At 65.0% G+C, this 20567-nt stretch carries 21 protein-coding genes; 14 read left to right on the top strand and 7 right to left on the bottom strand.

Annotated elements, in window-relative coordinates; translation table 11 throughout:
- Positions 1–29 precede the first annotated feature (29 nt).
- Genes D5S18_RS08020 through D5S18_RS08010 form a run of 3 tightly spaced genes read left to right on the top strand, consistent with a single transcriptional unit; the run spans position 30 to position 2387 of the window.
- Positions 30–536, top strand: coding sequence for a GNAT family N-acetyltransferase (locus D5S18_RS08020; protein WP_203236652.1), 507 nt, complete (start codon positions 30–32; stop codon positions 534–536).
- 28 nt (positions 537–564) lie between these two features.
- Positions 565–1731, top strand: coding sequence for an alpha/beta hydrolase (locus D5S18_RS08015; RefSeq protein ID WP_239003617.1), 1167 nt, complete (start codon positions 565–567; stop codon positions 1729–1731).
- A complete protein-coding gene (locus D5S18_RS08010) occupies positions 1728–2387 on the top strand; it encodes a DapH/DapD/GlmU-related protein (RefSeq protein WP_120039252.1) in 660 nt (219 codons plus the stop codon). Before D5S18_RS08015 ends, D5S18_RS08010 begins: the two co-directional genes overlap by 4 nt.
- Positions 2388–2391: 4 nt before the next feature.
- Here the strand turns inward: D5S18_RS08010 and D5S18_RS08005 are convergent, their stop codons facing one another.
- The gene (locus D5S18_RS08005; RefSeq protein ID WP_120039193.1) at positions 2392–3126 is read right to left on the bottom strand and encodes a glycosyltransferase family 25 protein; all 735 of its coding nucleotides are present in this window, start codon (positions 3124–3126) and stop codon (positions 2392–2394) included.
- Positions 3123–3830, bottom strand: coding sequence for a hypothetical protein (locus D5S18_RS35605; RefSeq protein WP_239003616.1), 708 nt, complete (start codon positions 3828–3830; stop codon positions 3123–3125). The genes D5S18_RS08005 and D5S18_RS35605 overlap by 4 nt, the downstream gene beginning before the upstream one ends.
- An 807-nt stretch (positions 3831–4637) precedes the next feature.
- Between D5S18_RS35605 and D5S18_RS07995 the strand changes: the two genes are divergently transcribed.
- The 3 genes from D5S18_RS07995 to D5S18_RS07985 are packed head-to-tail and all read left to right on the top strand — an operon-like array spanning position 4638 to position 10108.
- Positions 4638–5666 (top strand): PqqD family peptide modification chaperone, encoded by a 1029-nt coding sequence (locus tag D5S18_RS07995; RefSeq protein WP_120039191.1) that lies wholly within the window; start codon positions 4638–4640, stop codon positions 5664–5666.
- On the top strand, positions 5663–7057 hold the full coding sequence (locus tag D5S18_RS07990; protein ID WP_120039190.1) for a radical SAM/SPASM domain-containing protein: 1395 nt from the start codon (positions 5663–5665) through the stop codon (positions 7055–7057). Before D5S18_RS07995 ends, D5S18_RS07990 begins: the two co-directional genes overlap by 4 nt.
- Positions 7058–7066: 9 nt before the next feature.
- Complete coding sequence (locus D5S18_RS07985; protein WP_120039189.1) at positions 7067–10108, top strand: glycine--tRNA ligase; 3042 nt, start codon at positions 7067–7069, stop codon at positions 10106–10108.
- Positions 10109–10242: 134 nt separating this feature from the next.
- Here the strand turns inward: D5S18_RS07985 and D5S18_RS07980 are convergent, their stop codons facing one another.
- Genes D5S18_RS07980 through D5S18_RS07960 form a run of 5 tightly spaced genes read right to left on the bottom strand, consistent with a single transcriptional unit; the run spans position 10243 to position 12948 of the window.
- Positions 10243–10665, bottom strand: coding sequence for a hypothetical protein (locus D5S18_RS07980; protein WP_120039188.1), 423 nt, complete (start codon positions 10663–10665; stop codon positions 10243–10245).
- Positions 10662–10934, bottom strand: coding sequence for a hypothetical protein (locus D5S18_RS07975; protein ID WP_120039187.1), 273 nt, complete (start codon positions 10932–10934; stop codon positions 10662–10664). The genes D5S18_RS07980 and D5S18_RS07975 overlap by 4 nt, the downstream gene beginning before the upstream one ends.
- A complete protein-coding gene (locus D5S18_RS07970) occupies positions 10931–12334 on the bottom strand; it encodes a WXG100-like domain-containing protein (RefSeq protein ID WP_120039186.1) in 1404 nt (467 codons plus the stop codon). Before D5S18_RS07970 ends, D5S18_RS07975 begins: the two co-directional genes overlap by 4 nt.
- Complete coding sequence (locus D5S18_RS07965; RefSeq protein ID WP_120039185.1) at positions 12335–12631, bottom strand: WXG100 family type VII secretion target; 297 nt, start codon at positions 12629–12631, stop codon at positions 12335–12337.
- Entirely contained in the window at positions 12631–12948 is a 318-nt protein-coding gene (locus tag D5S18_RS07960) for a WXG100 family type VII secretion target (RefSeq protein WP_120039184.1), read from the bottom strand. Before D5S18_RS07960 ends, D5S18_RS07965 begins: the two co-directional genes overlap by 1 nt.
- 577 nt (positions 12949–13525) lie before the next feature.
- On the opposite strand from D5S18_RS07960, the gene D5S18_RS07955 reads away from it, so the two are divergent.
- From D5S18_RS07955 to D5S18_RS07920, 8 genes are read left to right on the top strand one after another with little or no spacing between them, the layout of a single operon-like run.
- Positions 13526–14851, top strand: coding sequence for a cutinase family protein (locus D5S18_RS07955; RefSeq protein ID WP_158607834.1), 1326 nt, complete (start codon positions 13526–13528; stop codon positions 14849–14851).
- The gene (locus D5S18_RS07950; protein ID WP_345789703.1) at positions 14848–15459 is read left to right on the top strand and encodes a DUF6668 family protein; all 612 of its coding nucleotides are present in this window, start codon (positions 14848–14850) and stop codon (positions 15457–15459) included. The genes D5S18_RS07955 and D5S18_RS07950 overlap by 4 nt, the downstream gene beginning before the upstream one ends.
- Positions 15459–15737 carry a hypothetical protein gene (locus D5S18_RS07945; protein WP_120039181.1) on the top strand — a complete coding sequence of 93 codons (279 nt, stop codon included), beginning with the start codon at positions 15459–15461 and terminating at the stop codon, positions 15735–15737. Before D5S18_RS07950 ends, D5S18_RS07945 begins: the two co-directional genes overlap by 1 nt.
- Before the next feature lie 15 nt (positions 15738–15752).
- Positions 15753–16022, top strand: a complete 270-nt coding sequence (locus tag D5S18_RS07940; RefSeq protein ID WP_147403892.1) for a hypothetical protein — start codon at positions 15753–15755, stop codon at positions 16020–16022.
- Positions 16019–16627 (top strand): DUF8175 domain-containg protein, encoded by a 609-nt coding sequence (locus tag D5S18_RS07935; RefSeq protein ID WP_239003615.1) that lies wholly within the window; start codon positions 16019–16021, stop codon positions 16625–16627. Before D5S18_RS07940 ends, D5S18_RS07935 begins: the two co-directional genes overlap by 4 nt.
- Entirely contained in the window at positions 16624–17445 is an 822-nt protein-coding gene (locus tag D5S18_RS07930) for a DUF8175 domain-containg protein (protein WP_120039179.1), read from the top strand. Before D5S18_RS07935 ends, D5S18_RS07930 begins: the two co-directional genes overlap by 4 nt.
- Complete coding sequence (locus tag D5S18_RS07925; protein ID WP_147403891.1) at positions 17430–18941, top strand: hypothetical protein; 1512 nt, start codon at positions 17430–17432, stop codon at positions 18939–18941. The genes D5S18_RS07930 and D5S18_RS07925 overlap by 16 nt, the downstream gene beginning before the upstream one ends.
- Positions 18942–18999: 58 nt before the next feature.
- Positions 19000–20496 carry an SCO6880 family protein gene (locus tag D5S18_RS07920; RefSeq protein WP_120039177.1) on the top strand — a complete coding sequence of 499 codons (1497 nt, stop codon included), beginning with the start codon at positions 19000–19002 and terminating at the stop codon, positions 20494–20496.
- Positions 20497–20567: the final 71 nt, after the last annotated feature.

The raw sequence follows: 20567 nt of genomic DNA, 5'->3' as shown, positions 1-20567 counted from the left end.
TACCGGTGCGCGCGAGGGAAGATATCCCTATGTCCCAGGTCCTCCGCTCACCCGGCGCATCCGATACCCCGATCGCGGCCCGCGAGTTCGATCACCCTGACGCCGCAGCACTACTGGCCGCCTATGCCGCTGAGAGACAGGAGATGGTGGGGTTCGTCGATCCGCCGGGCCTGGACAATGCCGCCCAGTACGAGCCTCCGACAGGGGTCTTCCTCGTCGCCTACACCAACACCGGGGACGCGATCGCCTGCGGCGGACTGCGCGCATATCTCTCGTGCGACAGCATCGCCGAAATCCGCAAGATGTATGTGGCCCCTGCCCATCGAGGCCGCGGGCTGGGGCACCGGATCCTTGCCGAACTCGAACAGCACGCCAGCGCACACGGCGTCCGGGAGGTGCGTTTGGAGACCGGTTCCTACAACCGCCCCGCCCTGCACCTCTACCCGTCGGCCGGCTACCGACCGATCCCGCCATATGTACCCGGCCGACCGAGCTTCAACAGGGCATTCGCAAAGAAGCTATCCAGCTCTGCCTAGGCAGAGATTTCGGAGACTCCAACGAATCATGAATTCCATTGATTATGAAGGGGTTATTGAGCGGGGCGTCGGTACGTTCGGCGGTTCGGAAGCGCAAGCACATCGGCGCAGACTCGGCGTGGCTGCAAAGGCTCTCACTACGCTGACCGGGTGTAGATGGCGGTCACCTGACAGCGGTCTTCCACGCTGCGCGGCTTTCCGAATGATTGCGGTGGTTGTAGCAAGTTGTCTGTCGTGTTCGCCGCGCCATTGGGAGGCACAGTCGCAATTCGGATCGTCTTCGGCGGGTCTGGCCACATTCGGGCAGACCCTGAACATCGACCTGGTTCGGGGATGGTGCGCGGAGATGTTGTACGGGACGATGGGTTCTTCAGCGGTCGACCGAGGGGACGGAGCTGGTCGGGTGGAGCGAGTCGGTTTGAGGTCGGTGGATGGCCTCGAGTTGGATGCCGTCGTCCATACGTCGGAGAGACCGGATGTGTGCGGATCGGTGCTGTTGGTGCACGGCATCACGGTGGATCTGGACGAGGGTGGCGGTATGTTCGTGCGGCTGGCGGATCGGCTGGCCGGGGTGGGGTTCGAGGTTGTGCGGTTCTCGTTTCGAGGGCACGGCGGCAGCGATGGTACGCAGCGTGGGGTGACCGTGGCCGGGGAGTGCCTGGATTTGCAGGCTGCGGTCGAGTTGGCGCGGGGACGTCGCAGTGGCCCGATGTCGGTGGTGGCGGCGAGTTTCGGTGCTGTGTCCACGGTGTTGTCGTTGCCGTGGCTGGACGAGGAGTTGCATCGGTTGGTGTTGTGGAATCCGGTGCTCGATCTGCATCACACGTTTCTGGAGCCCGAATTACCGTGGGGGGCGGACAATTTCGGTCCTGTGCAGCGGAACCAGTTGCGGGACAAGGGGTTCTTGACGGTGGACGGCGAGTTCGAGTTGGGGCGGGTGTTGTTCGGCGAGTTCGCCTGTTACCGGCCGTTGGATGTGTTCCTGGCCAGTCGGGTTTCGACGTTGATCGTTCACGGCGATCGGGATGGGGCGGTGTCGTATCCCATTGCCGCTGAGGCGGCGTGGAAGCGGCCGTCGACTCTGTTGCATACAGTGGTCGGTTCCGATCACGGGTTCGATTCGCGGGAGCGGGAGGACGAGGCGATCACGGTGACCGTCGACTGGCTGGTCGACCAGGCGTGCGCCGCGTCATGAATCCGGTGGATCTGCGTGGGGAGGTGCGGTTCGGCGAGGGTGTGGTTGTGGGCGAGCAGTGTGTGCTGGGGTGCCCGAAGGAGACACGGATCCGTGCGGCCCAGCGCGGCGGCTGTTCGCCGGGAGATCCTGTCGTGCTGGGGGACCGCTGCCTTCTGTTCAACCAGGTCATCGTCTACGAGGGCACCACACTCGGATCGGATTGCGTCGTGGAGGACCGCATCCGAATCGGATACGGATGTGTGCTCGGCGACCGTGTCAGAGTCGTACACGGTGCGTACATCTGTGACCGTGTTCGGATCGGCGAAGATGCTTGTGTGGCCGGATTCGTTTGTGACGCAGCGTCTATCGGGAACAGGTCCACCGTTATGGGCGACCTGGTGCACGAATACACGCGTCCGGACCTGGGGTGGTGGGGCGTGGACGAGATGGCTCCGAGCGTCGCCGACGACGCGGTCGTCGGATTCGGGGCGCGAGTGATCGGGGGCGTGAGGATCGGGTCGCGCAGCTACGTGGCGGCGGGTGCGGTAGTGACCAAGGATGTCCCTTCGGGTCATGTCGTGACAGGCACCAACGTGCACACTCCGATCGGCGAGTGGCACGGTGAACGCCTCGGTGCGCTGATCGAGCGATGGATGGCCGGAGTCGATCGATAGAGACTCACGGTTCGACGAACCTGGAGTCCTCGGTGTCGCTGCCTGCTTGGTTCTTCGGCCTCTGGGTCACGAGGGCCGGGTCGAATGCCAAGGCGGACAAGCGGGGTGGGAATCTCGCGCGCAGATCGGCGCGTGGATGCGGCAGGTACATGGCGGGAAGGAATTCGTCGATCGGAACGATCGCGTCGGAGAGTCCGGCGGCCAGCAGCATCGTGAGGCCGCGGCGAGTGAGTAGGTACCCGAAGCTGCAATGGCTGTATCCGGGTCGGACGAATCCTCGTAGTGGCGTGGCCTGATCGGGTTCGAGGGGATAGCGGCCAAGATAGAGCAGGTCGAACCGCGTGCGGTGCCGCCGCAGTTCGCGCAGTCCGGCGTTGAGGGTGCCGCTGAATTCGTGGTTCAGGACCGCGTCGTCTTCGAGGATCAGGATATTGGGTGTGTCGGTGTGTTCGGCGGCATGTGCCCAGCAGGCGAGATGGGCAATGGTGCAGCCGATTTCGCCGTATTTCAGGGGCCGATTCCACCACGGGTTGTCGGAGTCGATCTGCCAGTCGAACAGTTTGATGCCGGCGGAGTGCAATCCGGCAAGGGTGAGCTGGTTGCCGTCGATGAGCGTGTCGAGATCGGAGGTATAGGTGGCGGGCAGCGTGTCGGGAAGTTGAGAACGGATCCAGGCGCGGCGATCTGGGCGTCGAGGCAGATTGACGACGTAGGTGGCGACGCCATCCGGGCCGGTCACCTTCCCAGTCCGATCGAACGCTGCCGGTCGGTGAATCGTTTGGTGTTGTCCACGACGACCGACCAGTTCTCGCCGACGCCTCGTGACAGCAGCAGCAACGGCCCGACCGCGGTCATGTCGGCGATATCGGTGATTCCGCCGACGCGGCGAGCCTCGACGACTAGCACGAAATCGTTATCGCCGACGCGGCCGGTCAGGTAGTCGGTGTTGCCGGGTCCACATTCACTGTCGAGAAGGCAGCGGGCAGCGCCGAGTACGCCGAGAGTCAGGCAGCCGCCGAGCAGGAAGACGATGGTTCCACGCAGGGTGAGTCGGGTGAATACGGCGAGGTCTTCGATCAGTTCACCGCGTGGCGTCCAACGCGGGGTCAAGGTGAGGTCATCGAGGCCGGGGACGACGAGCGGGTCGTCCTCGCCGAGCGGATGTGGCTCGAAGTGGAACGGTAGCTGCGGCAGGAATTCCCGGAATTTGGTGTTCCATGGCGGGCCGCCGATCACGATCAGGACGTCGGCGTGGGTGTCGTAGTGTTCGGAGGGGGCGAAATCGCGCACCACCACAGTGGGTGCCTGCTGTGCGAGTCGCGTGCGGACGAACATGAGTGTGTCGAGGTCGGCGAACTTCGCGTACCGCAGGTAGTTCCGATCCGCTGGGGAGGCGTACTCCGGCCGCTCATCGTCGGGGATCTCCGAACAAACGATGTCCACTCGTGCACCCGGATGCAGATGCCAGAACTCGCGCACTCGGTTCGATCTGGGTTGAATCTGTGTTGAATATTCGTCTCGCTCAGGGGGTTCCGGCACATGGCTGGCTCGACCCGGAGGGGCGAGCAGCAGGTAGGCGAGTGTGTCCAGAGCCCTCGCGGAGTGCCGCCGAACAGTTTTGGAGGCACATTCCTGGTCGGACGCCAAGGACTCCTGCCGATCGGTGAGGGTGGCAAAGTGGTGTTCAGGATGCAGATTGAAATCGACTTGGGCGTACAGGCGTTCGTCGTCGGACAGGTGATCGATCGCGTTCCGGATCGTGGCGGACACCGCCGTGATCTGTTCCACGGAGCCGGGAGAATAGCCGCGGTCACGACATAGGTAGGCGCGCATCGGATCGTCGAGCGCACTCAGCAATACGGTAGGCCGCGCCAGAGCTGGTCCCTGCCGCAGTTTCGTCAAGCACTCCCTCACATGATCGAGCGATGGCGGTGAGCTGTGCACCATGTGTCCACCATATGTCCAGCAGTCCCGGCGAGATGTCCAGGGATACGGCATACGGAAGGGATGGCCCGGTTGAGGCGCGCCGGGAAGACTCGGGGGTGTTCGCCACCTGAAAAACATTCGGAGGGAAGGAGAGTCATGGACAACGAAACGACGATCACCGCCGTCGAGGAGTACGAATCGCCGGAAGTAGAGACCAAGGTGCTCATCAGCCGCCAGTGCAACTGATGCCCTTCGGAACCGAGCGTGCCGAGATCCGGCGCGTTCGGCTCTCCCGAAAGCAGTCACAGAGGGGAAGGGTTGGGGATGTTGATCTTGTACGTCGGGGACGCGCATTTCTCGGGCTGGTCGATGCGCGGTCGAATCGCGGTGCGGGAGAAGGATATTTCATTCGAGGAACGTTGCATCGAACTCGACTGGCCCACGGGCGAGACCGCCGACGGTGTTCTGACCGTTGGCGATCTGCCCGAAGAACGAGAAGCGCGCATCGGATGCCAGTGCAGCTTCGCCGATCTCGCGGCGCACGACGTCGAACGTGCGCTGGCCGGATCCGTGGTCGGCATGTTGCCGCGCGTGCCGGTACTGGTCGACACCCTCACAGGTGCGGTGGCGTCGGATGTGGTGTCGATCGCCGAATACCTCGATGAAATAGCGCCCGAATCCGGTGTCCGGTTGATGGGCGCCACCTCGGCTCACCGCTCTGTGATCCGGTCGCTGTGCGCCTGGGCTTCGCACGATCTCGCTCGGTTGATCGATGACGCTCCGTACGCGGTATCGCTTCGCTCGCGGCCGTGGACGGACCTGGCACCGGCAGCAGTCGAGCAGGGGCGTTGGGTGTGCGAAACCGTGGCCGGATTGTTGGACAGGTACGGCGGTCCGTACGCGGTGGGGGCGTTCAGCCTGGTCGATGTCATGCTGTCGACGAACTTCCAGCAGATCACGGGCCTCGGCATGCCGATCGCCGACGCTCGAGTCGCCGATTACGCGGTGCGGCTGTTGGAACGGGCGTCGGTGCGCGACCATCTCGATTCGGCCCGCGCTGTGTACAGGGCGATCGATGAGGCACAAACCGGTAGCCCGCAATGGATTCTGCGGCACTACCGGTACAACCGGCAGCAGAGGCTGCTGCACGATTGGCAGACCGACACCTGTGTTCGACTGCGCAACCGTGCCGCCGAGCGCATCGTCGATCTCGCCTACACCGGTCACTCCGTGGACCAGATCGCCCGGACGTTGGCCGGCGAGTTCCGGGCCGGGCGAGAACAGTTGACGGTCGATGTGCTCGGGTTTCTCGATCGCCTGGCACCGGCATTCGAAAGCGGGGCCACGTCATGACGACTTCGACCGATATCACCGGACGGCTGCGCTACCGCCGCGACCTGGGACTGCTTTTCGATCCCACCTCCGGATCTTTCTATCGTCTGCGTAATGCGGTGGCGCGGTTGATGATCGACCAGATCTACGCGGGCACCGATCGGCAGGCCGTCGTCGCGACCGTCGCCGACCGATACCACGCCGATCCGATCCGCGTCGCCACCGACCTCGATGGCCTGCTGGCCACTATGACCGCGCCACCTGCACAGCGGCCCGGTCCACACGGCGAGGCGCTGCTCGAGATCGACAAACGATTCGACGCCCGGCTTGATTTCCCATTGCGGCTGGAGATCGAATTGACTGCGGTCTGCAATTGGAACTGCGGCTTTTGCTACAACGTGTGGAAGATCGACCCCACCCTGTCCGACCGCGAGATTCGCCGTGCAGTCCGCGAGTTGCCGGAGAAACACATCCCCACCGATCTCGCGATGTCGATCCTCGACGAATGTGCCGACCGAGGATGCTTCGTCCTCCGGTATAGCGGTGGAGAGACGTTGCTGCATCCGGACGCCATGGAGATCTTCGAGCACGGCGGCCGACTCGGCCTCTATCAGGTGGTGTTCACGAACGGGCATTTCATCACCGCCGACCGCGCCGCCCGCCTGGCCGCCGCGAATGTGCGCTGTGTCCTGGTGTCCATCCACGGCGACCGCGATCAGCACAATTCGCTCACCGGCCACCTCCGCGCCTACGACAAAGCCGTCACCGCCATGCGGCTGCTGCTCGACGCGGGCATCACCGTGGTCGCCGAACTCACTCTGGTTCAGCAGAACACGCTCAGCGCGCTCGATGTCATCCGCGACGCCTACCGGATAGGCGTACGCGAATTCGGTGTCATGCGCTACGTGCCGACCGGCCGCAACGACGACCGATACGGCGTCCCGGCGTCGGTCACATTGCCTCTGATCGAGGAGATCGACCGACTCATCGCCACCGAATGCCCCGGCATGACCGTCGCTTGGCCGTGCGCGCAGAAAGTGTGCACCAGCGACCTCGACACACCCCTGCGATCGGATGATCCCACTCTCGCGCTGCGGTTCTCCCAACTGGCCGGGCATTGTGAATCCGGAATGGTCTGGGCGAGCGTCAGCTACGACGGGCGGCTACGGAACTGCCCCCACAGCAACGTCTACTTCGGTCAGCTCGCCGACCACCGGCTCGCCGAACTGTGGCCGCCGCTCACCGAACGCGTGCATACCGCGGTCGCCACCCGTGACACCTGTGCGGGCTGCGCTGTGGCGGACACATGCCGGGGAGGTTGTCATCTGTCCAGTTTCTTCACCCCGAAAACCACTACCGGCCTGGGAATTCCAACTATGCCCGTCGCCGGACCCGCCGAGATCGGAGGATAGGGTATCCCGATGGCCGACGACGCAGCCGTTCGCACAGGATCGCAGCCGGTCCTGTCCATGCAGGAAGCGATTCTTCGACTCCAAACCTATTGGGCCGGTCACGGTTGCGTGATCGCGCAGCCATTCAACACCGAAGTCGGTGCGGGAACGATGAATCCGGCCACTCTGCTGAGCGTGCTCGGCCCCGAACCCTGGCGCGTCGCCTACGTCGAGCCCTCCGTACGCCCCGACGACAGCCGCTACGGCGAAAACCCCAACCGGCTCCAGACCCATACGCAGTTCCAAGTCGTCATCAAGCCGGAACCTGGCAACCCGCAGCAGCTCTACCTCGGATCCCTGGCCGCGCTCGGCATTGACCTGGACGCGCACGATGTGCGTTTCGTCGAGGACAATTGGACCCAGCCCGCCATCGGCGCTTGGGGCCTGGGCTGGGAGGTGTGGCTCGACGGCATGGAGATCACCCAGTTCACCTACTTCCAGCAAGTGGGCGGCCAGAATCTCGACCCCATTCCCGTCGAGATCACCTACGGTCTCGAACGCATTCTCATGGCCGTGCAGAAGGTCACCCACTTCAAGAACCTCGTTTACGCACCCGGCATCACCTACGGCGAGTTCCTCGGCCAATCCGAATACGAAATGTCGCGCTACTACCTCGACGACGCGGACATCGCCGCCACCCGCACCCTGCTCGACACCTACTCACGCGAAGCCGACCGGCTCATCGAACATCGGCTCCCGATCCCCGCCCACTCATTCGTGCTCAAGAGTTCGCACGCGTTCAACGTCCTCGATGCTCGCGGAGCCATCTCCACCACCGAACGAGCCACCTGGTTCCAGACCATGCGACGTCAGGCCCGCTCCGTCGCAACACTGTGGACCGAACTCCGCGCCGAAGCAGAGCATCCTCGCGGCATCGCCGAACCATTGCCGCCGGCGCTCCCAGCAGTAGATCCGGCCGAACTGCCCGCCGCCGGGTTGCTCGTATTCGAGATCGGCACCGAGGAACTCCCGCCAACAGTCGTTGACGGCACCGCCGCGGTGGTCGAACAAGAACTGACTCGGCTCCTCGCCGGCACCGAGCTGGCCCATGGCCAAATGCGGGTCGATGCCACGCCGCGGCGAATCACCGTTCAGATCGCCGATATCGCTGCCCGCGAACCCGATGGGACACAACTCCATCGCGGCCCGAAGACGGTCGCCGCCTACACCGCCGACGGCGCACCGACCCGCGCGCTGCTCGGATTCCTCGACGCGAGGCATGCCTCCGAAGACGACATCGTCCGCATCCAGGCGAACGGATCGGAATACGTCGCCGTACAGACTATTCGGCGCGGACGCGTCGCAGCCGATGTTCTGACCGGCATCCTCTCTCAGCTGGTCGTCGGATTGCGCGCGGACAAGAACATGCGCTGGAACGACCCGATCCTGAACTTCAGCCGCCCCATTCGCCGGCTGCTCGCCCTCCTCGATCGAACCGTCCTCCCAGTCACTGCGGGAGCACTGGCCGCCGACCGAATCACCCACGGCCACCGCCGAACTCCGCACTCGGGGATCAACATCACCAGCGCCACCGACTACACAGCGACCCTACGCCGGGAAGGAATCCTCCTCGATCGCGGTGAGCGCCGGGCCGCCGTCACCTCGGCCGCTGTCGGCCTGGCCGCCGCACACGACGGAGCCATCGATACAGAAGCCGAAGCAGCCCTGATCGATGAGATCACGAACCTGGTCGAATCCCCGATCGGCATCCTCGGCACATTCGATGCCGAGTACTTGCGGCTACCCGAGCAGATCCTGACCACCGTCATGCGTAAACACCAGCGCTATCTGCCGGTTCGTCGCGCCGATGGTGAGCTGCTGCCACTGTTCATCACTCTCGCCAACGGCGCCTGCGATACCGACGTCGTGCGCGAGGGCAATGAGAACGTCCTGCGGGCCAGGTTCGAAGACGCCACCTACTTCTGGAAGACCGACCTGCGCACCACGCCCGACCAATTCCGATCCCGGCTGACCGCACTCACCTTCGAAACCCGCCTCGGATCCATGAGCGACCGCTCCGAACGCATCGCCGCACTCAGTCGAAAACTCGCCACGCGAATCGATCTCCCGGCCGACGACTCCCGAACACTGGAACGCGCGGGCGCACTGGTGAAATTCGACCTGGCAACCCAGATGGTCATCGAAATGACCTCCCTCGCCGGCACCATGGCCCGCGAGTACGCCCGCCGATCCGGCGAATCCGATCCAGTCGCCGAAGCCCTGTTCGAGGCTGAACTACCACGCCACCACGCCGACCGGCTTCCCGAATCGCTTCCGGGTGCACTTCTCGCACTCGGCGACCGTTTCGATCTGCTGGTCGCCATGCTCGCGATCGGTGCCAAATTCACCGGGACATCGGACCCTTTCGGCCTGCGCCGCGCCGCCCTCGGCATCGTTCGCATTCTCCGTGCCCAGCCAGAACTGAGCAACCTCACCTTCCGCGACGGACTCACCGCCGCGGCGGACGCACTGCGCGAACAGGGCATCGCGGTCGACGATGCCGTCCTGGACACCGCCGAAGAACTCCTCATCACGCGCTACGAACAGCGATTGCGCGACGAAGGTGTCCCGGTTCTCCTGATCGAGGCCGTTCGGCCCTCGGCTGGAAGCCCGTACCGCGCCGATCGATTGCGTGCCGAGGTTGAACAGGCACGCGAACTCGTCGACCGAGAGTTCGCTGAGATCGTCGAAGGACTGCAACGCATTTCGCGTATCCTGCCGCCGGGCACGTCACCTTCGTTCGATTCCGAGATGCTCACCAAGCCGGCGGAGCGGAATCTGATTACCGCCCTCAACAACCTCGACACGAGTAGGGACCGGCCATTCGCCGTGTGGGCTGGTTCGACGCAGCCGCTTGTCCGTGCCTTGCGGGCGTTCTTCGAAGAGATTCTCGTAATGGACGAGGATCTTGCAGTCCGTACCGCGCGCCTCGGTCTACTCTCCGGCGTTCTGCACACCGCACCACCCGCGATCGACTGGAAATCCTTGCACCAGTTGCGATCTGGTGTATAGGGAAGCAGTACGGCCGAGAACACGACATAAAGTCGCCGATTGTCGATCCCATGGCCTCAAACGAGACGGCCACCGTATTCGACTGGATCCGCGACCGCCACGGCGGCGTCGACGCCCAGAGATTCGTCTGCTGACTATCTGTTCCAGCCGTGTCGGTTCATGCGATCGAAGTACGCGTCGTCCGCGGCTTGGATCTCCTCCTCGGTCAGCGGTCGTGGTGTAGTTGGCTCGGGGGTCTGGTGGAGTTCGGATATGCCTTTGCTGAGCCGTGGATCGGCCTTGCGGGCAAGCCTTTCCGCGCGCGTGCGGGCGTCGGTCCGGGCCTGTTGATGACAGTCGAGGAGGGATTTGGTCAATTGGGCGCTGGTCCAGCGCATGGCACCGGGTGCGATTTGTAGATTGGTGATATCGCCTGCGGCGTTGACCTCGACTCTGACGCCAGGTATCTCGCCCTGTCCACGGACCGCTGTGACCGCTTTGCCGAGCTCGGTTGCGTTGCTTCGAATTTCGTCGAGGTCCCGACGGAGCTTCTGTTCCCAGTCGTCGAGGTCGGTCATCGGGTCTTCTCGTCGATCTGGGAAACCGGAGCGACGAGGTGTTGTCCGATGCGGATGTCGGCTTGTCGGTCGATGACCAAGGTGTACCGTCCGGGTTCGCGGTGACCGTGGAGTTCGATCCCGATCACGGTCGCGGACGCGCCGGTCGATGCGTCGTGCAGTACGTCGCCGACGGTGATGTCCCCGGAGGCCAGTTGTCCGGCGACGAGGAGTCCGGCGCGGGTGGGGATGTCGAATACGTCGGTGACGGTGAAGCTGACCTCGGTCACTGGTGTTCTCCTCGGTATCGGGCCAGGGCGGGTGTTTCGGCTGCGTAGGCTTCGTCTTCGAGTCCTCGGATGGTGTCGGAGCCGAGGCGGACCTGGTCGCGGAGTTGCTGGACGTGTTTGGCTTCGTGGGCGAGGGTGGCGACGAGGGTTTCCTCATCGGTGAACGCCGCGGGACCGAAGCGGATCTGTCTGCCACCCATCTCGGAAGGGGTGACTCCGCAGGCGTCCTGGAAGTCGAGATAGCGGGCCTCCTCCATGTCCTTGACGATATGGAGGTCGATACCAGACAGGTCTACTCCGGCTTTCCGGGCCAAAGCGAGGATCGTTTCTTCCGTCATGGGGATGTGGTCGCCGGAGGTGAGGACGTCGATGTTGGTTCGTGTCGCGCTGCGGGAGAACAGTTGCAGCCCGGTCTCGCTGCCTCGCCAGATTTTCGCTACCGCTTGTTCGAGCCAGCGGCCGAGTTTGGAGGTCATCGTTTTGAGGGTCGTAGTGGTCAGGCTCGCGATGCGGCGGGAGACGGTGAGGACCTTGGTGCCGAGTTCGGTGATGATGCGTCCGATTCGGGTGGCGTAGATGCCGATTCGGGCGATGACACCGGCGTTGCCGAGTTCGGAGAGTCCGCCGGTGAAGAACGCGCCGACCTGGATGACGCCTTCGAGCGCGGCGGTCTCGATCAACATTTCTCGGAGTTCGGCGAGGATTTCGGAGTGGGCATCGTCGAGATGCTGGGCGAATTGCTCGCACCCGTCGCCGATCGTACGGTAGGCGGTCGCCAGTTGGTCGGCGTTGACGCCCATCTCGTTGCAGGTCCGCACCGCGCTGGGGATCTCGGGGGACTGCTGATTCTCCAATAGCGTTACCGCTGTGGGGATGGGGCCGGTTGCCTCGACTAATGCTGTTGCGGCGCTGTGCCATACGGTCTTGGCCGCTCGCAATTGATCCTGATGTCCATCGGGCCAGGCGAGGTCGGACACGGTCTTGATCAGACCCCACCCGAACGGTTCCGGCCCGCTCGCGCCGGAGGCTGGCGGGTGGAACAACGCCAGCGAAGGTTCGAAGGCGGGGGTTGGTGGTGTCGGGGGAGCACCGGCTTGCGGGTTGGAGGCGGCTTCTCCTGCGGCGTGGTTGTAGGCCCCGACCGTGAGCAGGGAGGACGTGCGACCGAATGCCGAGGCCAGTTTGGCGGAGGCTTCGAGCGCGATGCCGGTGGCGTCGTCGTATGCCTTGGCCCAGTCGGTTCCGGTCTTATCGGTTCCGGCCATCCCTTCGCACCCGATCAGCGATTGCACCAACGCGGTGTGGACGTCGACGGCGTTGTCCTTCACGGCGGCGAGCGACTCGCCTGCTGAGTGGTATTCGCCGTGGCGGATGGTGATGGCCGGGAATGACGGTGCCATCTACGGCCACATCCCCTCGTTGGTGCGGCCGACGTCGGAGTAGTGGGTGTGCGCGCGGCGCGCGGTCTCCCTCAGTTCGTCGAGGTTTTCCCGCATCTCGGCCGCGCCCGCCATCCACCGATCATGGGCATCCCGTTGAGCCGAAGCGGCCTCGCTCGACCAGGACAGATGAAGATCGGCGACATGTTGATCGACCTCGCGCAGGATGCCGTCGACCTCGGCGCCGAAGGAGGCCATGGCCTCGACCGCCTCATCGAGTTGCGTCAGATTCACCTGGTAGCTGTAGTCGTCGGACATCACTGCATCCGACTGTTGTTCCGGGCGATCTGGTCTGCGGTGTGGGCGTCTTGTGCCTGGTAGCGGTTGGCGGCCTCGACGAGTTTCAATGCCGAGGACTCCAAGCCGGCGACGACATCATCCGCGCCGGTCTTCCATTCCATCCAGCTCTCGTCGTAGACCGAGGCCGTTCTTCCACGCCACCCGCCGCAGAGCAGTCCCCGGCCGACGGTATCGTCGAGCCCTTTCACTCGATCGCGAATCGTCTGTGCCTTCTCGGCGATGAATCGCGCCGCTTCACGCAACCGCTCCGGATTGACCCGCAACTCCTCCGACATCACGCCTCCCCGCAGCTCGACCCGCTTTTTAGAGCACTATAGGACTCCGTCGTCGAGGACTGTGCGAAAGGCCCTGTGCGGGCCAATTGGCAGGGTTGACCGCGCCCGTCGGTTTTCAAACAGGGGTTCGCAAGAAGTCTTTCTTGCAGCGACAACACTTGGGGTCTACCCTGGTCCGTACCCATTCGTGAGCACACATACAGCAAATACTGTTGAGGTCGCGAAGCGTTGGGCACCCCAAGTGCCTTGGTCGAAGGTCCGAGGCGGCGGAGTGATTGCCGGGCATCTGTGTTGACAGAACCCGAAGGCGTGACCAGTTCCCTTGTCTTGGAAGCTGTTTCACGCGTCTTCCATTAAATCACCGAATTGATCCTGTGCCGGCTGGTGCTGCGGGCTTCGTGAGCATCGTCGTGCTTTGCGGTCGTGATCGCGTGCGCTGAGCACGTTCGCGGCCTCGGGATCTGTTGTGGGAGGGAGGCGTTCAATGTCAGATTTTCTGATCCGGCGAAGGGTTCCGTTTCTGTGCGGGTTGTCGGCGGTTGCGGTATCGGCTCTTGCGGTTTCGAGCGTGGGTGCGGTGGCTTCGGCGCATGCGCCGGACGCGCGGGCTTGTATGCCCTTGTTCGTGGTCGGGGTGCAGGGCACCGGCGAATCGTCGCCGGACGCTGATCCACGCACCGATTCCGGGTTCCTCGGAGATGCGGTGCTGGGGCCGTTGATGATTCGCGCGGCCGGGAAGGCGGATCGGGCGTATGTGCCCTATCAGGCTTCCTTTGGTGGTGTGGATGGCGGTGCGGCCGTTCCGTATTCGGCGTCGGTGACCGGCGGTATCGAGCGGACAAGGCAATTGGTTCGCGACGAGGCGGCCAGGTGCCCGAGCACGGTGTTCGCTGTCGTCGGCTACTCACAGGGCTCGCATGTCGCGTCGATGTTCGTTCAGGAGATCGGCCGAGGGCAGGGTGTGGTTCCAGCCGAGAAGATCGCTGCGGTGGCTCTTTTCGCCGATCCGACGCGGAATCCAGGTGCGTCCTTGTTTCCCGGTGCACCTGGCCGTGATCGGCCCGAGCCCGCGCCGGGGACCGGTGGGGCCGCGGTGCATGGGCTTCCGGCGATGTCGGCGGCCACGGTGGCCGGAGGTGGGATCGGGCCGCAGCGTGATGTGGCGGCGGATTTCGGTTCGTTGACCGGGCGGGTGGTGTCGTGGTGTACGGCTGGTGATCTGGCCTGCGATGCGCCCGATGGTGCGCCGATTCTTCGGGTGGTGGCCAATATCGTCGGCCAGTCGGATCTGCGGGATCCGTTGGCGGCGTTGCGGTCGGTGTCGGAGGCGTTGGCGTTCACCGCGTTCAAGACGGCGGTCTCGGTCGTCGACGAGGACGTTTCGGGGACGTCGTTGGCGAGTTTGTCGCTGAATCCGCGGAAGTCGTTGTCGCAGCGGATGGCTGAAGCCTCCGATCCGCGGACTCCGTTCGATCCGGATGCGGCGGTGCGGGCGTTGTTCAAGGTGGCGACGATCGGGTTGAACGCGGTCTCGACGGTCGTGAGGACTGTGCTGGCACCGGAGAATATCGCGGAGATGGTGGGGGCCGGCCTGGTGACTCCGGCTGCCGGACTGGCGGTGCTCGGCACGAAGATCGTGTCGGCGTTGCCGGAGCTGGTTCCGCCTGCGACGGTCAGTCGCCTTGTGCAGCAGGCATTCACAGCCATCGAACAGAACGTGGTGGACAACAGGGATCTGCTGGATCTGGCGACCTGGTCGAAGTTCGGCAACACGATTGCCGCGCATTTGTCGTATCGGACCACTCCAGTCGCGGCGGGCGTGACCGCGGCGTCGGCCACTGTCGATTGGCTGGTCGCCATCGCCGACGACTTGGCGGCGGCTCGCTCGGATGGTGCTCGGTGAGGGCCGCAGGGCTGCTGCATCACCGGTTGCCGCCTCGGGCGGTTGTCGCTCCACCGACCGATCGGCGGGCACCGATATGGGAGAGTGCCTGCCCGATCGCGACAGCGACCGGTGGTGTTCCGAGGTTTTGGCTCCTGGGTGCGCATGGTGGTGCGGGAGTGTCGACGTTGGCGTGGTTGTGGCGGCGGTCGGCCGATTGCGGGCGCTGGTGGCCGAAGCCGATGTCGGGGGAGGCGCGGTTCGTGGTGTTGGTGGCCAGGGAAACCGTGGCCGGTCTGGCGGCGGCCGATGCGCTGCTGCGCCAGCACCATGCGGGACTGGCCGGTGCCAGCCGGGTCGTCGGTTTGGTCACGGTGGCGGCGCGGCCGGGGCGTACTTCGGCGGTGATCCGCCGTGACTTGACCCTCTACAGCTCGCTGGTCGATCGCTGGTGGCGCATCGGCTGGCACGAGCCGTTCATCCAGCAACCACTCGATGCCCTGCCTCGCGGTGGCGTCGAGGACGAATCGAGCACGGTCCCAAAGGATGTCGTGCGGGCCGGCCGTGAGGTGGCGGCGGTGGTCGAGCAGTTGAACAGTGATGCGCGGACCGAGGAAAGGGGGTTGTGATGCACACAATCGTGTTGGCCGGTTTCGAGGCGATCGATCAGATCACTGCGGATACTCCACCGGGATCGGAGAAACTGATCCTTCTGGTTCGGTGGCTGCTGTGGGGTGTGATGCTCGCCGGTGTCGCCGGAATCATCTACGCGGGTGGGAAATTCGCGTGGGAGAAATGGAACGGTGGCGCGCTGGAGTCGCCCAAGATCGTGGTGGCGGCCCTGATCGGTGGCATCGTCGCCACGTCGGCGTCGGCCCTGATCAATACCGTGGTCCTGGCCACGTAGGCGCGGGTGATCGCCATGCCGACCAAGGTATTTCGCATCGCGGCGTCGCTGCCGAGCGAGGTGACCGCCCCACTCGCGCAGCTACTGTCCTGGTTGCTGTGGGGCTGTGAACTGATCCTGCTGGGCACGATTGTGGCCTGCGGTGCGAAGTTGTGGATGGAGCGGCGGCAACCGGAGATCCAGGGCCGACACACCAGCACCGCCATCGTCGTCACGCTGATCGCCGCCGGGATCTGCTCGGTCGCGCTCCCGATCGCCGCGACAGTCGTCGGGAACGCGTCATGAACCCCCGAATCGTCGCCGTGCTGTTCGCGGGAGTTCTCGCCCTTTCAGGGTGCGGTCAGGCCATCGACGATCCCGTTGTCGGGACAGATGTCGCCGCGCCGCCGACCGGGCTGCACTGGATTGACTACCAGGGCATCGCCATTCCGATCGCCGACCAAGGTCCCCACACCCATTCCGCCACGGCGGCGACGGGATTCGCCGATACGCCGGCCGGTGCCGCGCTGGCGGCGATCGTGCACACCGTGCGGATGTCGGTCGCGCCCGACCGGACCTGGTCACCGATCGCCGCGAGCGAACTCGCGCCGGGACCGGGCAAAGACGCCTGGATCGCGGCACGAACGTTGGTGTCGATCACCAAGCCCGCTGAGAAGGCCACCGCGCCAACAATTATCGGCTACCGGGTCACCGCCTACCTGTCGAAGGCACGCGCGGCGGTCACCGCCTACACCCGCTATCCCGACAGTTCTCTGGCCGCGACTCATGTCCGGGTGGTGTGGCTGGGCGAGGACTGGCTGCTGGACCTGCCGCACCCGGACTCGACACAGCCCACGGTCGAAACGATACGCGAGATTCCGCACGACACAGTGAGATTGGAGAACCGATGAACACCTCGCACGGCAGAATCGTCCGCTCCAAAACCGTCGTGATCACCCTCGCGGCGCTTGCGCTGACCACCGCGCTGATCGCCGCCCTCATCTACAAGCACGCAGCGTCGCGCGATATCTCCGCTGACCCACCACAATCGGTGATCCCGAGTCCGGATGTCCCGGTGGGGGACGGGTTCGGCACCCCGGTCACCGATGTCTACGGTCGTCGCGTCGATATCCCCGCCGCCGCAGCCGGGCGACCGCTGCCCCAAACCGCCTCCCCGGTAAGCGAACTCGACCCGCTGTGGCTGAGCGCCCCGCCCTTGGGGACGACCGGACGCGGTGGCTGGCAACGCGTATACGGGGTCTCGGTGCCGTTCTCCACCTCCGACGGCCCCACCCACATCAGCAACGGGATGGCCGCGGGGTTCGCACACACTCCTCGCGGTGCAGCACTCGCGGCGGTATATATCTCGCACCAGTTGGGTGCACGTCCTGCCGATCCGGCCGTGGTCGCCCGCGTGAACTACAGCCCCGAAGACCTGAACCGGTACCACGAGCGCGTGGCCGCCGGGAGGCTGCCGATGCGTCAACCCGAGCAGATCACCCGCTGGATCACCGCGCCCGACGCCTATCAGATCGTGTCGTGGTCACCGGATCTCTGCGTGCTGATGATCGCGACCCGCGCGAAAACCGGCACCCCGACCCAAATCCAGACCTGGACCGCCGCGCGATACGCGGCCGTGTGGACCGGTCGCGACTGGAACCTGCTGCCCGGCACAGAGATCGGCGGCACCCGCGAAATCACCTCGATCCTCGGGTGGACACCGTGGTAGCCGGGACGTTCTCGCCCAAGCCGTTGTCTCGCAGATGGACGCGACGCGCGGTGTACGTCGGACTCCTGATTACTGCGGTGTTGTTCGGGACGAGTTCGGGTGCGGTGTCGGCCGATCCGGGCTCTTTCGGATTCGACCAGACCTGCAATCAGATGCACGACTCCATCAGCGAGATACCGGTCATCGGCGGGATTCTCGGCGATGAAGTCTCGATCGCCTGCAAGGGCGGCAACGTCATCACCCATCCCGACCAGGCAGTCGCGGCAGTGAAGGACAAGGCATGGGATACCACATTCGGGTCTGTGGTCGAGTCGCTGCTGTCGGGGTTGGGGCAGGCACTGACCATGGCGCTGGTGTGGTGGACCAAGATCCCCAATGCCAAACTGCTCGACGAGCAGAGTCTGTGGCAGCGAATCAGCCAGTACACCAATGATATTCAGGTCTACCTACTGGCGGCCTCGGTCATGGTGGGTGCGGTCCGGATCGCCATCGCCCGCCATCACGCCCATGCCGAGGAGGCAGGCGAGATGGTGCGGGTGCTGGCCCGGTCGGTTTTCGCGGTGTGGACTGCCGGTGCGATCGTGTTCGCCGCCGCCCGTGCTGGGGATTCCTTCTCCGCGTGGGTGATTCGCGATGCCACCCATGGGAACGCCAAGGGCATGGCGGAGTTTCTCGTACAGACCTCCGCCTATACGGCGTTCTCGCCCGGCTTGGTGCTGATCCTGGCCTGCGTCGGCATCCTCGGCGCCCTCGCGATGGCGGTCATGGCCATCCTGCGGCAGGCATTGCTCGTCGTCGCGATGAGCCTGCTGCCGCTGGCGGCTGCGGGGTCGGGGCTGGGGTCGGGGAAGCAGGCACATGATCGGTTGTGGGCGTGGGTAGTTGCGTTCCTGCTGTGGAAGCCGATCGCCGCGCTGGTTTACATGGTGGCGTTCTCGACCATCGACACCGGCCCCGGAATGGATGCGTCCGCGCCGATGGACGCCGACACCGCGCAACGTCGCCTGGTCGGACTGGTCCTGTTGTGCTGCACGGTTTTCGTCCTTCCCGCGCTGATGAGATTGGTGTCACCGCTCGTAGCTGCCGCCGGTTCCGGAGGCTCGGGTGCGGCGGCGGCCGGGGCAATGCTCGCCGCAGGGTCCGCCGTCGCCTCCGGCGGCAAGACACTGATCGCCCGCGGCGCGTCGGCCACCGCCGCGCGCGCCGGATCCCGCACCGGTTCCGGCGGATCCGCCACTGGACACGCCGCGACACAGTCGGCCACCAGCGGCGGCACCCCACACGGGACCTCGCAGCGGTCGACATCGACCGGAGGTGGCAACTCGACCGGCCAAGCGGCCACACCGGTGGGAGCCGCACCCGCGGGTACGCGCACCGACAGCAAGAACTCGGGGACGAGGTCGGCCTCGGCGACAACAGCACAACCCGGCGCGGCCACCACCAGACCGACGATTCCCGCACCGCCACCCCGCCCCGGCGGTGACATTCCAGTCTGAAATCGGCGAAATCGCCAGGCAATCAGTCATTTTCACAACGACGTGAGGAGGGGCTGCAATGACGACACAGACACCGATCGAACCCGAACGCACCTACAGCGCGGGCACGATCCCGCGATCGGAGGGCCTGCTCGGCCTGTCTTGGCCCGGCATGGTCGCAGCCGGGATCGTGGTGGTCGCGGCGATGATCACTCACCTCGTCGCCGGATTCCCTGTCTCGGCAATCATGTTCGTCGCCGGGGCGCTGGTCGCCGGTCCGCTGGTGATCCGTGTGAACGGCCGCTCGGGCTATGAGCGGTGCATCCTGCTCACGCGATGGATACGGGGTCGGCGACGTCGCGAAACCCTCTATCGGGGCGGCGCGTTCTCGGCGGTGCCGGGTGGTGCCTGTCAACTGCCGGGGCTGTTGACCTCGACCCGACTCTATGAAGGCCGCGATGTCGCCGGGTGGCCGTTCGGGATGATCCATGCTCCGCGCCTGCACGAGTACACGATCATCTTGGCTTGCTGGCCCCAAGGTGCCGAAGCGATAGACCAACCGGTCGTGGACAGGTGGGTCGCCGCTTGGGGCGGATTTCTCGCCGACATAGGTGGACAGCCCGACATCGCCGCCATCGTCCCCGTTCTGGACACCGTGCCCGAAACCGGCAACCGGCTGCTCGGCGAGGTTGAAACGCTCACCATCCCGGACGCGCCGCCGGTCGCACGGGATGTGCTGCGGGCATTGGGAACCGGGCTCCCGGCCCAGCATGTGCGTCTCGAAGCGCGTCTGGCGATCACCCTTCGCGCCACCACGCCCGGTCGACGCAGAGACCCCGCCGAACAGACACTTGAGGTCGCGCGGCGACTGACGGGGATCGTGGCCGCGCTGGAAGAAGCCGGTGTGCGCGCCCGACCGATGACCGCGGCGGAGGTCGTCGCCTTCGTGCGCCGCAGTTTCGACCCCTCCTCCCAACCCGATCTGGAAGCCGCGGTGGCAGACCCGGCAGGGCATGGGTTGGAGTGGGCCGATGCCGGTCCGATCGAACACGACGAACGCCGCGACCACTACCGGCACATGGGCGCGGTCTCGGTCACCTGGGAGATGGATGCCGCCCCGCAAGGAGTGGTCACCGAACGTGTCCTGGCCCGGCTGCTGGAACCCAACGCGGAATTGCCTCGCAAACGCGTGGCGGTCGTCTACCGGCCGCATTCGGCCGCCGAAGCAACGAAGATCGCCGACAACGACTTCCGCGACGCCTTGGTCGCCACGCAGAACCAGCGCGGCGGAATCACCTCGGCCGCATCGGTCATCCGTGTCGCGGCCACCGAACAGGCCCGTATCGAACAAGCCAGAGGACACGGCGTCTCCCGCTACGGCCTGCTGGTCACTGTCACCAGTCCGGCCGATGCCGACCTGCCCCGGATCGAGGCACTGACGAAAGACCTTGCGGTGCAATGCCGACTACGGATCCGGCGCTCCTATCGCTACCAGGCCGCCGCCTTCGCCGCCTCGCTCGGAGTCGGGGTCCTGCTGCCCGAACACGCCAACGTGCCGAAGTTCCTGGAGGGCTGACCCATGCCCAAACATGAACGAAACCAGAGAGACGAACTCTCCGCTCGCCGGGGCCGACGCGCAACACCTGA

This window comes from Nocardia panacis (assembly GCF_003598715.1).
Classification (GTDB): Bacteria; Actinomycetota; Actinomycetes; order Mycobacteriales; family Mycobacteriaceae; genus Nocardia; species Nocardia panacis.
This window is presented reverse-complemented; position numbering and strand designations above follow the sequence as displayed.

What these genes read in the sequence shown, in the direction of transcription:
- D5S18_RS08020 (WP_203236652.1), top strand. Translation starts at nt 30, where the DNA reads ATGTCCCAGGTCCTCCGCTCACCCGGCGCATCCGATACCCCGATCGCG.
- D5S18_RS08015 (WP_239003617.1), top strand. Translation starts at nt 565, where the DNA reads ATGAATTCCATTGATTATGAAGGGGTTATTGAGCGGGGCGTCGGTACG.
- D5S18_RS08010 (WP_120039252.1), top strand. Translation starts at nt 1,728, where the DNA reads ATGAATCCGGTGGATCTGCGTGGGGAGGTGCGGTTCGGCGAGGGTGTG.
- D5S18_RS07995 (WP_120039191.1), top strand. Translation starts at nt 4,638, where the DNA reads ATGTTGATCTTGTACGTCGGGGACGCGCATTTCTCGGGCTGGTCGATG.
- D5S18_RS07990 (WP_120039190.1), top strand. Translation starts at nt 5,663, where the DNA reads ATGACGACTTCGACCGATATCACCGGACGGCTGCGCTACCGCCGCGAC.
- D5S18_RS07985 (WP_120039189.1), top strand. Translation starts at nt 7,067, where the DNA reads ATGGCCGACGACGCAGCCGTTCGCACAGGATCGCAGCCGGTCCTGTCC.
- D5S18_RS07980 (WP_120039188.1), bottom strand. Translation starts at nt 10,665, where the DNA reads ATGACCGACCTCGACGACTGGGAACAGAAGCTCCGTCGGGACCTCGAC.
- D5S18_RS07970 (WP_120039186.1), bottom strand. Translation starts at nt 12,334, where the DNA reads ATGGCACCGTCATTCCCGGCCATCACCATCCGCCACGGCGAATACCAC.
- D5S18_RS07965 (WP_120039185.1), bottom strand. Translation starts at nt 12,631, where the DNA reads ATGTCCGACGACTACAGCTACCAGGTGAATCTGACGCAACTCGATGAG.
- D5S18_RS07960 (WP_120039184.1), bottom strand. Translation starts at nt 12,948, where the DNA reads ATGTCGGAGGAGTTGCGGGTCAATCCGGAGCGGTTGCGTGAAGCGGCG.
- D5S18_RS07945 (WP_120039181.1), top strand. Translation starts at nt 15,459, where the DNA reads ATGCACACAATCGTGTTGGCCGGTTTCGAGGCGATCGATCAGATCACT.
- D5S18_RS07940 (WP_147403892.1), top strand. Translation starts at nt 15,753, where the DNA reads ATGCCGACCAAGGTATTTCGCATCGCGGCGTCGCTGCCGAGCGAGGTG.
- D5S18_RS07935 (WP_239003615.1), top strand. Translation starts at nt 16,019, where the DNA reads ATGAACCCCCGAATCGTCGCCGTGCTGTTCGCGGGAGTTCTCGCCCTT.
- D5S18_RS07930 (WP_120039179.1), top strand. Translation starts at nt 16,624, where the DNA reads ATGAACACCTCGCACGGCAGAATCGTCCGCTCCAAAACCGTCGTGATC.
- D5S18_RS07920 (WP_120039177.1), top strand. Translation starts at nt 19,000, where the DNA reads ATGACGACACAGACACCGATCGAACCCGAACGCACCTACAGCGCGGGC.